The 13,245-nt window shown below is 60.4% G+C and carries 11 protein-coding genes and 1 pseudogene; 5 read left to right on the forward strand and 7 right to left on the reverse strand.

What is annotated here, in order from left to right; genetic code table 11:
• Positions 1-14 precede the first annotated feature (14 nt).
• Genes C4J88_RS26160 through C4J88_RS26170 form a run of 3 tightly spaced genes read left to right on the forward strand, consistent with a single transcriptional unit; the run spans position 15 to position 2,054 of the window.
• Positions 15-683, forward strand: coding sequence for an amino acid ABC transporter permease (locus C4J88_RS26160; protein ID WP_124364912.1), 669 nt, complete (start codon positions 15-17; stop codon positions 681-683).
• A complete protein-coding gene (locus C4J88_RS26165) occupies positions 680-1,330 on the forward strand; it encodes an amino acid ABC transporter permease (protein ID WP_124364913.1) in 651 nt (216 codons plus the stop codon). Before C4J88_RS26160 ends, C4J88_RS26165 begins: the two co-directional genes overlap by 4 nt.
• Positions 1,317-2,054 (forward strand): amino acid ABC transporter ATP-binding protein, encoded by a 738-nt coding sequence (locus C4J88_RS26170; protein WP_124408475.1) that lies wholly within the window; start codon positions 1,317-1,319, stop codon positions 2,052-2,054. The genes C4J88_RS26165 and C4J88_RS26170 overlap by 14 nt, the downstream gene beginning before the upstream one ends.
• Here the strand turns inward: C4J88_RS26170 and C4J88_RS26175 are convergent.
• The 4 genes from C4J88_RS26175 to C4J88_RS26190 all read right to left on the reverse strand — a co-directional run bounded on the left by C4J88_RS26175 (position 2,026) and on the right by C4J88_RS26190 (position 6,539).
• Positions 2,026-2,565 carry a hypothetical protein gene (locus C4J88_RS26175; protein ID WP_124408476.1) on the reverse strand — a complete coding sequence of 180 codons (540 nt, stop codon included), beginning with the start codon at positions 2,563-2,565 and terminating at the stop codon, positions 2,026-2,028. The genes C4J88_RS26170 and C4J88_RS26175 overlap by 29 nt on opposite strands.
• Positions 2,555-5,056, reverse strand: coding sequence for a fimbria/pilus outer membrane usher protein (locus tag C4J88_RS26180; RefSeq protein WP_124408477.1), 2,502 nt, complete (start codon positions 5,054-5,056; stop codon positions 2,555-2,557). The genes C4J88_RS26175 and C4J88_RS26180 overlap by 11 nt, the downstream gene beginning before the upstream one ends.
• A 7-nt stretch (positions 5,057-5,063) precedes the next feature.
• Positions 5,064-5,747, reverse strand: coding sequence for a fimbria/pilus chaperone family protein (locus tag C4J88_RS26185; RefSeq protein WP_218567112.1), 684 nt, complete (start codon positions 5,745-5,747; stop codon positions 5,064-5,066).
• 135 nt (positions 5,748-5,882) lie between these two features.
• The gene (locus C4J88_RS26190; RefSeq protein WP_124368777.1) at positions 5,883-6,539 is read right to left on the reverse strand and encodes a DUF1120 domain-containing protein; all 657 of its coding nucleotides are present in this window, start codon (positions 6,537-6,539) and stop codon (positions 5,883-5,885) included.
• 483 nt (positions 6,540-7,022) lie between these two features.
• On the opposite strand from C4J88_RS26190, the gene ppx reads away from it, so the two are divergent.
• Positions 7,023-8,525, forward strand: a complete 1,503-nt coding sequence (gene ppx, locus C4J88_RS26195; RefSeq protein WP_124364918.1) for an exopolyphosphatase — start codon at positions 7,023-7,025, stop codon at positions 8,523-8,525.
• 141 nt (positions 8,526-8,666) lie between these two features.
• On the opposite strand, the gene ppk1 is transcribed toward ppx, so the two are convergent.
• A complete protein-coding gene (gene ppk1 / locus C4J88_RS26200) occupies positions 8,667-10,889 on the reverse strand; it encodes a polyphosphate kinase 1 (protein ID WP_124368778.1) in 2,223 nt (740 codons plus the stop codon).
• A gap of 44 nt (positions 10,890-10,933) precedes the next feature.
• Positions 10,934-11,182: pseudogene (locus C4J88_RS26205) on the reverse strand (porphobilinogen synthase); the annotation flags it as partial.
• Positions 11,183-11,390: 208 nt separating this feature from the next.
• Between C4J88_RS26205 and C4J88_RS26210 the strand changes: the two are divergent.
• Positions 11,391-12,026 carry a DedA family protein gene (locus C4J88_RS26210; RefSeq protein ID WP_124364920.1) on the forward strand — a complete coding sequence of 212 codons (636 nt, stop codon included), beginning with the start codon at positions 11,391-11,393 and terminating at the stop codon, positions 12,024-12,026.
• On the opposite strand, the gene C4J88_RS26215 is transcribed toward C4J88_RS26210, so the two are convergent.
• Positions 12,007-13,242, reverse strand: coding sequence for a sterol desaturase family protein (locus C4J88_RS26215; RefSeq protein WP_124408478.1), 1,236 nt, complete (start codon positions 13,240-13,242; stop codon positions 12,007-12,009). The two genes, C4J88_RS26210 and C4J88_RS26215, sit on opposite strands and share 20 nt — an antisense overlap.
• Positions 13,243-13,245: the final 3 nt, after the last annotated feature.

Raw genomic sequence — 13,245 nt, forward strand, 5'->3', positions numbered from 1 at the left:
GACGGAGCTGACTGATGGCGTATCAATTCGACTTTGTACCGGTGCTGGCCAACACCGACCTGTTGTTACGCGGCGCCCTGTTTACCCTTGAGCTGACGGCTATCGGCGCACTCCTGGGAGTGGCCCTGGGCACCGTCGGTGCAGTCGTGCGGGCATGGAAGATTCAGCCGTTCGCCTGGTGCTTCGGCGTGTATGTCGAGTTGATCCGCAACACGCCCTTTCTGGTGCAGCTGTTTTTCATCTTCTTCGGCCTGCCGTCCCTGGGCTTGAAAATCACCGAGTGGCAAGCCGCCGTACTGGCGATGGTGATCAACCTGGGGGCCTATTCCACGGAGATCATCCGTGCCGGTATCCAGGCCATACCGCGCGGGCAACTGGAGGCTGCGGCGGCATTGGCCATGACGCGTTTCGAAGCGTTTCGCCATGTGGTGCTGCTGCCGGCACTGGGCAAGGTGTGGCCGGCCCTGAGCAGCCAGATCATCATCGTGATGCTTGGCTCGGCCGTCTGTTCGCAGATCGCTACCGAAGAGCTGAGCTTTGCCGCCAACTTCATTCAGTCGCGCAATTTCCGCGCCTTTGAAACCTATGCCCTGACCACCCTGGTGTACCTGTGCATGGCGTTGATGATTCGCCAGTTGCTCAACTGGATCGGCCGCCGCTATGTGATGAGGAACAGCCGATGAGTGATTTTTCCTTCTGGGACATCGTGCGCAACCTGCTCACCGGCCTGCAGTGGACGCTGTTGCTGTCGCTGGTGGCGTTCATAGGCGGCGGTGTGATCGGCCTACTGGTGATGGCGATGCGCATCAGTCACAAGGCATTCCCGCGCAATGTCGCCCGCACCTATATCGAACTGTTCCAGGGTACGCCGCTGCTGATGCAACTGTTCCTGGTGTTTTTCGGTGTGGCGTTGCTCGGGGTGGATATTTCGCCCTGGCTGGCGGCGGCCATCGCCCTGACCCTGTTTACCAGCGCCTACCTGGCCGAAATCTGGCGCGGCTGCGTTGACTCCATTGCCCATGGGCAATGGGAGGCATCGGCCAGCCTGGCGCTCAACCCCCTTGAACAACTGCGCTACGTGATCCTGCCCCAGGCCCTGCGCATTGCCGTGGCGCCGACCGTGGGGTTTTCGGTGCAGGTGGTCAAAGGCACCGCCGTGACTTCGATCATCGGTTTTACCGAACTGACCAAGACCGGCGGCATGCTCGCCAATGCCACCTTCGAACCCTTCATGGTCTACGGCCTGGTGGCCCTCGGTTACTTCCTGCTCTGCTACCCCTTGTCCCTCAGTGCGCGCTACCTGGAAAGGAGACTGCATGCCTCTGCTTAGAATTTCCGCCCTGCATAAGTATTACGGCGATCATCACGTACTCAAGGGCATCGACCTCTCCGTTGAAGAGGGCCAGGTGGTGGCGATCATCGGCCGCAGTGGCTCGGGTAAATCCACCTTGCTGCGGACCCTCAATGGCCTGGAGTCGATCAACGACGGCGTGATCGAAGTCGATGGTGAATACCTCGATGCCGCCCGCGCCGACCTGCGCAGCCTGCGGCAGAAGGTCGGGATGGTGTTCCAGCAGTTCAACCTGTTCCCGCACCTGACCGTCGGCGAGAACGTCATGCTCGCCCCGCAAGTGGTGCAGAAGGTGTCCAAGGCCAAGGCCGCGCAGTTGGCCAAGCAGATGCTGGAGCGGGTCGGCCTGGGGGAAAAGTTCGACGCTTTCCCGGACCGGCTGTCCGGTGGCCAGCAACAGCGCGTCGCCATAGCCCGCGCCCTGGCCATGTCACCCAAGGTGCTGCTGTGCGACGAAATCACCTCGGCCCTCGATCCGGAACTGGTCAACGAAGTGCTCAGCGTGGTGCGCCAACTGGCCAGGGACGGCATGACGCTGATCATGGTGACCCACGAAATGCGCTTCGCCCGGGAAGTCGGTGACAAGCTGGTGTTCATGCACCAAGGCAAGGTGCATGAAGTGGGCGACCCCAAGGTCCTGTTTGCCAACCCGCAAACGCCGGAGCTCGCCAACTTCATCGGTTCAGTGGAACAGCCGGGCTGACCAGTTCGAAACGGCCTTGCCCCTCCAGCGACGTCTGGCTCCGCACTTGCAGGGCCTCGGCGGGCAGGTCGGTGTCGATGTCGACCTGGGCGGTCAAGCGCTGACCTGTTACCGGCCTCCCTGCGACGCGTGCCGTCAGGACCTGGCCCGGTAATAACTGCCCAGCCGCACCACCGCCGGGCGGGTCCCAGTCGACGGCACGCCCATCCACCTGTGCATGCTTGAGGCTAAGCCGCAACCGCCCCTGCCGGCCAAAACGGAACGCTTGCCCATCGGCGGCACCGATAAACCGCAACGCCATCACCGACGGCTCGACGCACAACACGTTGAGCTGCAGCGTGCGCGTGGCGAGCGTCACGGTGGTGCTTTCGACCAGCGCCTCCCGGCGAATGACCCCGTAGTCGATACGCGGTTGGCTCACGGACAACCGGCAGTTTTCGGCGTGCGCGCCCTGAGCCAGCAACACCGTACAAAACAGCGCACAGCCGAGGCATTTAAGCTTACCGACCATGGCACACCGCCGCTGTTGTATCGAAGAACTTGTCATTATCAGGCTGGCTCCCAGGGGAAATGTTCAGCAGGCAACTGGCCGAGTCCGGCAATGAAACCCTCAGGTCTTGCACCTCGTTCACGTCGTTCAGGAAGATCATGCCCTCGCCCACTACGCTGGTCAGAAAACGATCGCCCTTGCCGAACACCGCAGCCCCCTGAGGCAGTGGCCGCCCTTGATCATCGCTGGCGTTGACCAGCATGCGGCGCACCTTCACCACATCAAATGCCACGGTGTTGACGGAACCGCGACCTGCGGCGAGCACACGGGTGCCGTTCTTCAGATCAACGCGTTTTGGCAAGGACTGGGTTTGCACCTCGATATGGCTGTTGGTGTAGGCAGGCAAGTTTGGAAGCACGGCCTGGCCGGTGAAGTCGGTCCACACCGGGCCTTGCGGGGTGTCGATTTTTGCAGAACCAATGTCGCCCACCGACGCAATACCAAACGTGTCCTGCACCGTGTAGGGCGAGAAGGTAATCCCACCTTCATGAGCGACCACGCCACCTTGCAGTTGCCCGGTGTAACTGGTGCCTAACGGGTCGCGACTGACACCCAGACCGACTCGGGTGTAACGCGGCGTGAGGTCTACCTGGCCGCGCATCGATTGCTCCTGCGCACTGAGGTCGCGCTCGACACCCACTTCATAGTTCACATACTCATTGACCCGTTCAGTGAGCGCCGTGCCGGTACGGGACTGCCCCCCACGGCGACTGACATAGCTGTTCACACGACGATCACCGCCCAGGGGCACGCTGACCTGCAGCCGCAAGGACAAATCATCATCGAGGACGGTGTCGCGCCGGTTTCGATCCCGAGTGGCGTCGCGGCGTGCCTGAGTGCTGCCCACCTGCGAGTCGGCAATCAACGCAACATCGGCATAGCGAAACGATTTGTTCCATGAGGCGAACACGTGTTCGCTCGATTGCCCGTCAAATTGAGCGTTACGGGTATAGCCCAGGGAGAAGGCACCCAGGGTGGCGTCGACCCATGTCACGCCCGCCGTGTATTGATTCTTGAAGCGTGACGCCAGCACGTCGGCCGTGGTCGGGCGGCCGGCCTCGATCACCTCGCGATAGCCGCGGGTCTGGCTGGTTGCGCTGAGGTTGAGCTCGACGTTGGCGGATACCGGGCTGCTCACGGACACGCTACTGCGTGAGCCGGACACGGCATGACGGCTGTCGCGGGACAGGTTATGACGCGCGCCCACCGACACTCGCTGGAAAAACACGCTGCTCAACGTGCCACCTGCCGACCAGTACTCGTCGGTACTCAACAAGCCGAAACCACCCGTTGAGTCGCGCCCCAGGCCCCACGTCCCGCTGCCCATGGCAACGACGGGCGACGGCCCCTCGCCCTGCCTCTCTTCACGTAGTTTGCCGAGGGACAAGTAATAACCGGGTGCCGCCGGCGCAGCGCCGGCGAACGAAGCCGCCGGCACCACGAAGCTGCGTCGGCCCCCGCGTACATCGATCACACTGACCTCAAGGTCGCTTGTGCCATTGAGCAGCGGCAAACCGGTCAGCCGGAAAGGCCCTTCGGGCACCAGCGTACTGTGGATCAAAACGCCGGACTGACGCACCTCAATCCGCGACTGGCTCTGTGCCAGGCCTTCCACCACCGCGTTATTGCTGCCTGCCGGCACGCGCGACTGGCCGTCGGGGGAAAACTGCACACCCGACAGCTGGATGCCACCAAACAGCGGATTGTTGCTGGACAGCTGGCCCGCCTGGAAAGTCGAGCGCAACGCGGCGATATCCCGCTGCGCATAGGCATACAGGTGCTCGTTGTGCGTCACGCCGTTATCGGAGACGTAGATTTGACGACTGCGAAGAATCCAATCACCCAGGTTGAAACCCGCTTCGGTGTAAGCCGACACGAACCGGTTGTTCCCACTGCGCGAATGGCTGTCGAAACCCTGCACATCATAGTTGAACAAGCCCGCCGCACCGCCCCGGGCGAACTCCCCGGCCTCCCACTGCGGTTCGCGCAGTGATGAGGTGGGCACCACCAGCGCCACTTCATCGTTGCCAGGGCGCAGCCGCACCATGGTCGTGGGAAACGCCCCCAGAAAGTCATGGCATGCCTGGTCGGCAGTGGCGCCTTTGCGGACGATGGCAGTGGGTTTGACCAACCCGGCTTTGTCCAGCAATGCCGGGGTAAAGCACAATTGCCCATCGGCATCGAACTGGGCGTCCACCAAGCCGAGCGGGTTGCCGTTGACTTTCAACCCCACCACCTGGGTGCCCTCGCGAAAGCGCGCCGCCGTGCGGAAGTAGTCCGAGACTTTCGGGTCAATGCCGTGCGTGGTCAGTGCTGCCAGGTCAAAGCCCTCGCCCAGTTCCAAGGCAGGGGCAACGCCAGGCAAGCTCCACAGTGTTGCCATCCCCATGAGCAACGTGGGTCGGCGGGTCCATAAAAAAGCTCCGATTCGGTGACTCGACAGGTTTGTCATGGGTCGATCAACCCCCGTCGGTATTGATCGGGGCCCGGTAGTTTTCTACCGAAAAGCCGTAGATCGTGGCCGGTTGAATCTCTATATCAGTCAGTTCCTCCAAGGGTCCTTCAACCTTCACCGCCAGCGCTTCGCCCGGCAAAATGTAGGTGCGCGGCAGCGTAGCCAGGGCTCCCTGTGGCAATAACCGAACCTGCGGAGCCATGCGCACCACATAAGCGCTATCGTTGTGGACCGTCAAACGTTGCCCTGTACGTCGCCACTTCAGCAGCTCCCAGGGCGTGTGATGAACCGGCAGGCCTTGGGGATGCAGGATCAGCGGCAAATTCTGCCGCAAGGTGATACCAATGGTCGCACCGCCCGCAGCACGCGCCTGGGGAATGCCCTCGAAAGACACGCGTTTGAGCCGCTGAGTCTTCAACGGGGCCTTCAACGTGCTGATGAAACGCACCAGTTGCGTTTCACCCCCTTCCACCCGCGCAATAGGCGGCGTCACGATCAAAAGCGGTTCCACATCTTCCGGTATGTTTTCTATTACCGAATGCAGCAGCGCTGGAGCCGCGTCGGTATTCCTGATGTTTATCGTCGCTTCACCCTGCTCTTCGTTCAATACAATGACCGTGGTTTCCGGCAACATACCATCAGCCACCGCAACACCGACAAAGCACAAGAGCAACAGTGCATATAACAAACGCGTACTCTTTCTTACGGGACGACTAAGCACTCTGTGTTCCCCACAACCTTGAAGTTGACTATTGAGCGACGGGCGCGCTTTAAAACAGCCGACCAGAAACACATGTTTCTTGATCGACTGTTGTTATGTCGCTTAGATGTAACTCAATTCAAGTGTTGCGCGCCCATCAAGGGTAACGTCACGACTCAGGTCCAGGTCCTGGCCTTTATTGATCACCGCGCGCACAGCAATCGTCCCGGTCAACTGGTTGATAGAGGCGGGTGTGGCGGCCGTGCTGCTACGCCAGGAATATTGGCTAGGCGCTTGTGCGACTTTGCCATCACTGTTCTGCCAGGCGCCGGCGCTGATTCGCATGATCGGAAACAGTGTTGCGGTCGGCGAGCGCAGGTCCCTGAGGGTAACGGCAAAGCCACCCGTTCTCCGGCCGGCCACAGTCCCCAACCCAAAGTTGTTCGCCTCGGTGTAACCACCCCCGAGCGCAGTGAGGATGCCCGTTACCTTGCTGCCGGCCTGCAGGTCGACAAATTTGAGCCCGAACTGGACAGGCGTATTGCCACAGCTGACGGTGATAGGCGTGGTTTTTTCGGTGAGCGCGTTAAACGCCGTCTGGGACAGTTGGCCCGAAGGAATATCGCCGTAGTTGATAATGCCACCGCCGCTCATACTGAGGTTACAGGCGGCGGGCTTGATGACCCCCCTGACGATCAGTTCTGCGCTGGTGGCAGCATGTGCGCCAATGTTTGCCGCCAGGCAAACGAGCCCCAGGGTCAATCCAACAATTTTTTTCATATTCGACCTGTCACTTGAAAGTTATCAGGTGCTCTCTACATTCGTCTTGGCGGTTCCATCGCCAAACGGTTTATCTTCCTGGATGTCGACAACGACACATAAATAACACCAAGGCAAAATTGCCGGGTGACAGTGTGTCGCCTTGGTGCTTCATTAAAGAATCAGATAACGCCTGGGTTAATGTGAGAACTGTAAAACCTGCTGGTCATTTAAACCCAATTTAAAAGTAGGCTAAAACAAAATACCCGATGACATAATCAAACGCGTCCTGTAGGGAAAATCAAAACGCGGCTTTACTACGAGGCGAAGTTAAAACTCCTACAAAATTAATTCACTACTCCCCCGCTTGTCATTCGATGCCATCCTACATATCTCACAAATTACCCCCACAGACAGCCGCAGAAAAATTACCGAAGCACAACGCGTTGGCTCCAGCGGTCGATCGTGGCACGATGGCAAGGTTATCGACCGAGACCCCAAACCATGCCGCAATCCCAAGCCAAGAATCTGTCCCTGATCGCTGCCATCGACCTGGGCTCCAACAGCTTTCACATGGTCGTGGCCAAGGCCCAGAACGGTGAAATCCGCATCCTTGAGCGGCTCGGCGAGAAAGTGCAACTGGCTGCCGGGATCAACGACGAACGCCAGCTCAATGAAGAGTCCATGCAGCGCGGCCTCGACTGCCTCAAGCGCTTTGCGCAACTGATCAACGGCATGCCGCCTGGCGCTGTACGAATAGTGGGCACCAACGCCTTGCGTGAAGCCCGTAACCGCAACGAATTCATCCATCGCGCCGAGGAAATCCTCGGGCATCCGGTAGAGGTTATTTCCGGTCGCGAGGAAGCACGCCTGATTTACCTCGGGGTCTCCCATACGCTGGCTGACACCCCGGGCAAACGCCTGGTGGCGGACATTGGCGGTGGCAGTACCGAATTCATCATCGGCCAGCGTTTCGAACCCCTGCTGCGCGAAAGCCTGCAGATGGGCTGCGTCAGCTACACGCAGCGTTATTTCAAGGACGGCAAGATCACCCCGGCGCGCTATGCCCAGGCCTACACGGCGGCGCGGCTGGAGATCATGAGCATCGAACACGCCCTGCACCGCCTGAGCTGGGATGAAGCCATCGGCTCTTCCGGCACCATCCGTGCCATCGGCCTGGCGCTCAAGGCCGGCGGCCATGGCACCGGCGAGGTGAATGCCGAAGGCCTGGCGTGGCTCAAGCGCAAGCTGTTCAAGCTGGGGGATGCCGAGAAGATCGACTTCGACGGCATCAAGCCTGACCGCCGCGCCATCTTCCCCGCCGGCCTGGCGATTCTTGAAGCCATTTTCGACGCCCTCGAACTGCAACGCATGGACCACTGTGACGGCGCCCTGCGCGAAGGTGTGCTCTATGACCTGCTCGGTCGCCATCACCATGAAGATGTGCGTGAGCGCACCCTCAGCTCGTTGATGGAGCGTTACCACGTAGACGTGGAGCAAGCGGCGCGCGTAGAGCGCAAAGCCCTGCACGCCTTCGACCAGGTGGCCGATGACTGGGACCTGCAAAACGGCGTATGGCGTGAACTGCTGGGCTGGGCCGCCAAGGTGCACGAGGTGGGCCTGGACATCGCCCATTACCATTACCACAAGCACGGCGCCTACCTGATCGAACACTCGGACCTGGCCGGGTTCTCACGGGAAGACCAACAGATGCTCGCGCTGTTGGTGCGCGGCCACCGCCGCAATATTCCCAGGGACAAATTTGCCGAGTTCGGCAAAGACGGCATCAAGCTGATTCGCCTGTGCGCGCTGTTGCGCTTTGCCATCCTGTTCCACCACATCCGTGGCACCCAGGAAATGCCCCAGGTGAAGCTGCGCGCCGACGGCGACAGCCTGGAGGTGATGTTCCCCAAAGGCTGGCTGGATGAAAACCAGCTGACCCAGGCGGACTTCGCCCAGGAAGCGGAGTGGCTGACGCGGGTGGGGTTCAGCCTGAACCTGCATTAAAGAACACCGCAAAACAAATGTGGGAGGGGCGGTGCGACGATTCGACTTGCTCCCGATGCGGTGTGTCAGTCACTTGATACTTTGACTGACCCACCGCTATCGGGAGCAAGCCCCCTCCCACATTTTTGACCGCACTGGTTGTCAGTTCACCGTCAGGATCGGGCTGCCCAGCTTCTCCAGCAACGTGGCCTGCGCACTGCGTGGGTTCTGGTTGCCGGTCGGTGTGTTGCGCACATACCGCCCATCCGACTGCAGGCTCCAGCTGTGGGTGTTGTCGGTCAGGTAGCTTTCCAGCTCCTTCTTGACCCGCATGACCAGCTTCTTGCCCTCCACCGGGAAGCAGGTCTCCACGCGTTTGTCGAGGTTGCGCTCCATCCAGTCGGCGCTGGAGAGGAACATCTGCTCTTCGCCACCGTTGAGGAAATAGAACACCCGCGTGTGCTCCAGGAAGCGGCCGATGATCGAGCGCACATGGATGTTATGCGAGACGCCGACAATGCCCGGGCGCAGGCAGCACATGCCACGGACCACCAGGTCGATGCGCACGCCCGACTGGCTGGCCTTGTACAGCGCACGGATGATCTTAGGATCGGTCAGCGAGTTGAATTTGGCGATGATGTGCGCCGGCTTGCCCTCGAGGGCAAACTGGGTCTCGCGGGCAATCATGTCGAGCATGCCCTTCTTCAAGGTGAACGGCGCGTGCAGCAGCTTCTTCATGCGCAAGGTCTTGCCCATGCCGATGAGCTGGCTGAACAACTTGCCGACGTCTTCGCACAGGGCGTCGTCGGACGTCAGCAGGCTGTAGTCGGTATAGAGCTTCGCGTTGCCGGCGTGGTAGTTGCCGGTGCCCAAATGGGCGTAACGCACGATTTCACCGGCTTCGCGGCGCAGGATCAACATCATCTTGGCGTGGGTCTTGAAGCCGACCACGCCATAGATCACTACCGCACCGGCTGCTTGCAGGCGGCTGGCCAGCTGCAGGTTGGACTCCTCATCGAAGCGCGCTCGCAGCTCGATCACCACCGTGACTTCCTTGCCGTTACGCGCAGCGTCGACCAGTGCATCGACGATTTCCGAGTTGGCGCCGGAGCGATACAGCGTCTGGCGCACAGCCAGGACGTGCGGGTCCTTGGCGGCCTGGCGCAACAGGTCGACCACCGGGGTGAACGACTCGAAGGGGTGCAACAGCAGAATGTCCTGCTTGCTCACCACGCTGAAGATGTTCTCGCTGTTTTGCAGCAGTTTCGGGATTTGCGGTGTAAACGGCTTGTATTGCAGCTCCGGGTGGCTGTCCAGTCCGGTGATGCTGAACAGGCGCGTCAGGTTCACCGGGCCATTGACCTGGTACAGCTCGGATTCGGCCAGGTTGAACTGCTTGAGCAGGTAATCCGACAAGTGTTTCGGGCAGGTGTCCGCCACTTCCAGGCGCACCGCATCGCCGTAGCGCCGCGAAAACAGCTCACCGCGCAGGGCACGGGCCAAGTCTTCGACGTCTTCAGAGTCCAGCGCCAGGTCGGCGTTACGGGTCAGGCGGAACTGGTAGCAGCCCTTGACCTTCATGCCCTGGAACAGGTCATCGGCGTGCGCATGGATCATCGACGACAGGAATACATAATTATCGCCAGCGCCCCCTACTTCTTCGGGTACCTTGATGATTCGTGGCAGCAGGCGCGGCGCCGGGATGATCGCAAGGCCCGAGTCGCGGCCGAAGGCGTCGATGCCTTCGAGCTCGACGATGAAGTTCAGGCTCTTGTTCACCAGCAACGGGAACGGGTGCGTCGGGTCGAGGCCGATCGGGGTGATGATCGGTGAAATCTCGTCACGGAAGTAACGGCGCACCCAGGTCTTGATCTTGGTGGTCCAGTGCCGGCGGCGGATGAAGCGGACCTGATGTTTTTCCAGTTCCGGCAGCAGGATGTCGTTGAGGATCGCGTATTGGCGGTCCACATGGCCGTGCACCAGCTCACTGATGCGCGCCAGGGCCTGGTGCGGTTGCAGGCCGTCGGCACCGGCTTGCTCACGGGCGAAGGTGATCTGCTTCTTGAGGCCGGCGACGCGGATCTCGAAGAACTCGTCCAGGTTGCTCGAGAAGATCAACAGGAACTTGAGCCGCTCCAGCAATGGATAGGACTCATCCAGCGCCTGTTCCAGCACGCGAATGTTGAATTGCAGTTGGGACAGCTCGCGGTGGATGTACAGGCTGCTGTCATCCAGGTTGGTAACCACGGCCACTGGCGCCGGCGCCGGCGCTTCGGCGGCCACCACAGGCGGGGCAGGCTCAAGCTCCGGCGGGGTCTCGGTGACTTGTTCAACCACCGGATGAGCGTCTTTTACGGCAACTTCTGTAAGTCCTTCGGTATTCATCGAGTGTTCCTGTGAGGGCTATGGTTGCTCTCTAAGCAATTGGGCAGCGCCGGGATTCCCAGTTCCACCCAATGGGCGGCTTCTTCGAGCAGCAGGTCAATGCTCAAGCGCTCCACCCCCGGCATCGAGGCCACCGCTTCCCGGCGATTTTCACCGTCCAGCACGAATACCGGCAGGATCAGATCATTCGTCGTCAGTACATTTTCACGTACCAGACGGCGAGAAAAATCATCACGGCGGTTGCGGCGCAGACGTGTGGCGGGAAATAGCCGGTTGGCGGAGATAAAGCTCACGACAGACTCCTGAGCCCGCGTTTACGGGCGGGCGGTGCAGTTATAAGCGGCCATTATGACGAATGAATGACAGTTGTGCTTATCGATCCGACCTGAAGTCGCATTCGGCATTTGCGTAGGAATTGTTCACTTCGTGACACATCTCGATACTTTCATGAATCTTCGTGAAGGCGTAGGCTGCGCGTTCATTTCGCCAGCACCCTAGACCATGCTTCAACAATTTCTGCATGACTTCGGCTACTTTGCCCTCTTCCTCGGCACGTTCTTCGAAGGCGAGACCATCCTCGTGCTCGCAGGCTTCCTGGCGTTCCGTGGATACATGGATATCAACCTGGTAGTAGTCGTTGCCTTTTTCGGCAGCTACGCCGGCGACCAGCTGTGGTACTACATGGGGCGCAAGCACGGCCGCAAATTGCTGGCGCGCAAACCGCGCTGGCAATTGATGGGCGACAAGGCGCTGGAACATATCCGCAAACATCCGGATATCTGGGTGCTGAGCTTTCGCTTCGTCTACGGTCTGCGCACGGTGATGCCGGTGGCGATTGGCCTGTCCGGCTACCCGCCCCTGCGCTATTTGATCCTCAACGGTATCGGTGCGGCGATATGGGCGGCTGCGCTAGGGGCTGCGGCCTATCATTTCGGCGCGGTACTCGAAGGCATGCTCGGCAGTGTCAAGAAATACGAGCTGTGGGTGCTGGGCGCCTTGCTGGTGCTGGGCTTGGGCCTGTGGCTGCGACGCCGCGTCAAGAATGCCCGCATCGCCCGCGAGGCGTGTGCCGAAGCCAAGGCCCGGCTCGCTGCCGAACCCGCCCCGGTCGAACCCCCTAAGACGCCAGGCGAGTAACCCGGCTTCTGCAGCAGTAGAGGCCAATCACGCTGAGCAGGCTGTAGCTCAGCAGCGCCAGCCAGCCCAGAGCGCTGGCCGGCCATAGCCCGACCCACGGGGCCAGCCATACCAACGGCAGATTCAGCCCCAGGCGCACCCCTTCTGCCTTCAGCGCCCACGGGCGATTCTCCAGTGCGACCCCCAGCGTGAACAGCCCCAGGGCCATCGCGCCCCAGCCCAGCACCAGCGCCGCCGTGGGCAGGCCTTCTGCGAAATTCATCAAATAACTGCCAAACCCCACATAGACCGCAAACTGCACGGCAACGTAGACCTGCTGGCGCGTATCCAGCGGCACCTCGAATTTGCGGAACCGGGCCAGGTCCGGCTTGGCTATCGGGTAGTTGGCTTTTACATCTGCGGGGCGCCAGCCGGTGCGCATGAACCAGATGCGCAGCTTGTCCCAGCGGTTCTCAGTACGACGGGCATCGCTCCACAACTGCGCATAAAACTGCAGGTTCGCCCACAGCGGATTCCAACTGGCCAGGGGCGTGGTCACGCCGAAAATCACCGGTTCGTTGTCGTCTTCTTCCTGGAACGTGCCGAACAAGCGGTCCCAAAAAATGAACACCCCGCCATAGTTGCGATCCATGTAGAGGGCGTTCTGCGCGTGGTGGGCACGATGATTGGACGGTGTAACGAAGAACACCTCGAACCAGCCGAGCTTGGGCACGTGACGTGTATGCACCCAGAATTGATACAGCAGGTTGAGCGAAGCCACACTGACGAACACCACCAATGGCACACCGAGCACGGCCAGGGGCAGGTAGAAGATCCAGCTCAACAAAAAGCCGGTACTGGTCTGACGCAACGCGGTGGTGAGGTTGTAGTCCTCGCTCTGGTGGTGCACTGAGTGCGCAGCCCACAGGATATTGCGCTCATGGCCCAGGCGATGCAGCCAGTAGTAGCAGAAGTCGTAGAGCACAAAGGCGCACACCCAGGTCCACACGCTTTGGGCCGACCATTCGATCAGCGCCAAGTGCTTGAGGGCGAATGCATAGGTGAGCAAACCCACGCCCTTGGTCAGTAACCCGGTGGTGGTAGACAGCACGCCGGTGCTGAGGCTGTTGATAGCGTCGGCTACTCGATAGTTGCGCGCACCGCGCCAGCGGTCAGCCAGCAGCTCCACCACGATCAAGGCAATGAAAAACGGTACCGCGTAAGGCACGAAGTCCATGGG

Source organism: Pseudomonas sp. R4-39-08 (assembly GCF_003852275.1).
GTDB lineage: Bacteria > Pseudomonadota > Gammaproteobacteria > Pseudomonadales > Pseudomonadaceae > Aquipseudomonas.

What these genes read in the sequence shown, in the direction of transcription:
- C4J88_RS26160 (WP_124364912.1), top strand. Translation starts at nt 15, where the DNA reads ATGGCGTATCAATTCGACTTTGTACCGGTGCTGGCCAACACCGACCTG.
- C4J88_RS26165 (WP_124364913.1), top strand. Translation starts at nt 680, where the DNA reads ATGAGTGATTTTTCCTTCTGGGACATCGTGCGCAACCTGCTCACCGGC.
- C4J88_RS26170 (WP_124408475.1), top strand. Translation starts at nt 1,317, where the DNA reads ATGCCTCTGCTTAGAATTTCCGCCCTGCATAAGTATTACGGCGATCAT.
- C4J88_RS26175 (WP_124408476.1), bottom strand. Translation starts at nt 2,565, where the DNA reads ATGGTCGGTAAGCTTAAATGCCTCGGCTGTGCGCTGTTTTGTACGGTG.
- C4J88_RS26180 (WP_124408477.1), bottom strand. Translation starts at nt 5,056, where the DNA reads ATGACAAACCTGTCGAGTCACCGAATCGGAGCTTTTTTATGGACCCGC.
- C4J88_RS26190 (WP_124368777.1), bottom strand. Translation starts at nt 6,539, where the DNA reads ATGAAAAAAATTGTTGGATTGACCCTGGGGCTCGTTTGCCTGGCGGCA.
- ppx (WP_124364918.1), top strand. Translation starts at nt 7,023, where the DNA reads ATGCCGCAATCCCAAGCCAAGAATCTGTCCCTGATCGCTGCCATCGAC.
- ppk1 (WP_124368778.1), bottom strand. Translation starts at nt 10,889, where the DNA reads ATGAATACCGAAGGACTTACAGAAGTTGCCGTAAAAGACGCTCATCCG.
- C4J88_RS26210 (WP_124364920.1), top strand. Translation starts at nt 11,391, where the DNA reads ATGCTTCAACAATTTCTGCATGACTTCGGCTACTTTGCCCTCTTCCTC.
- C4J88_RS26215 (WP_124408478.1), bottom strand. Translation starts at nt 13,242, where the DNA reads ATGGACTTCGTGCCTTACGCGGTACCGTTTTTCATTGCCTTGATCGTG.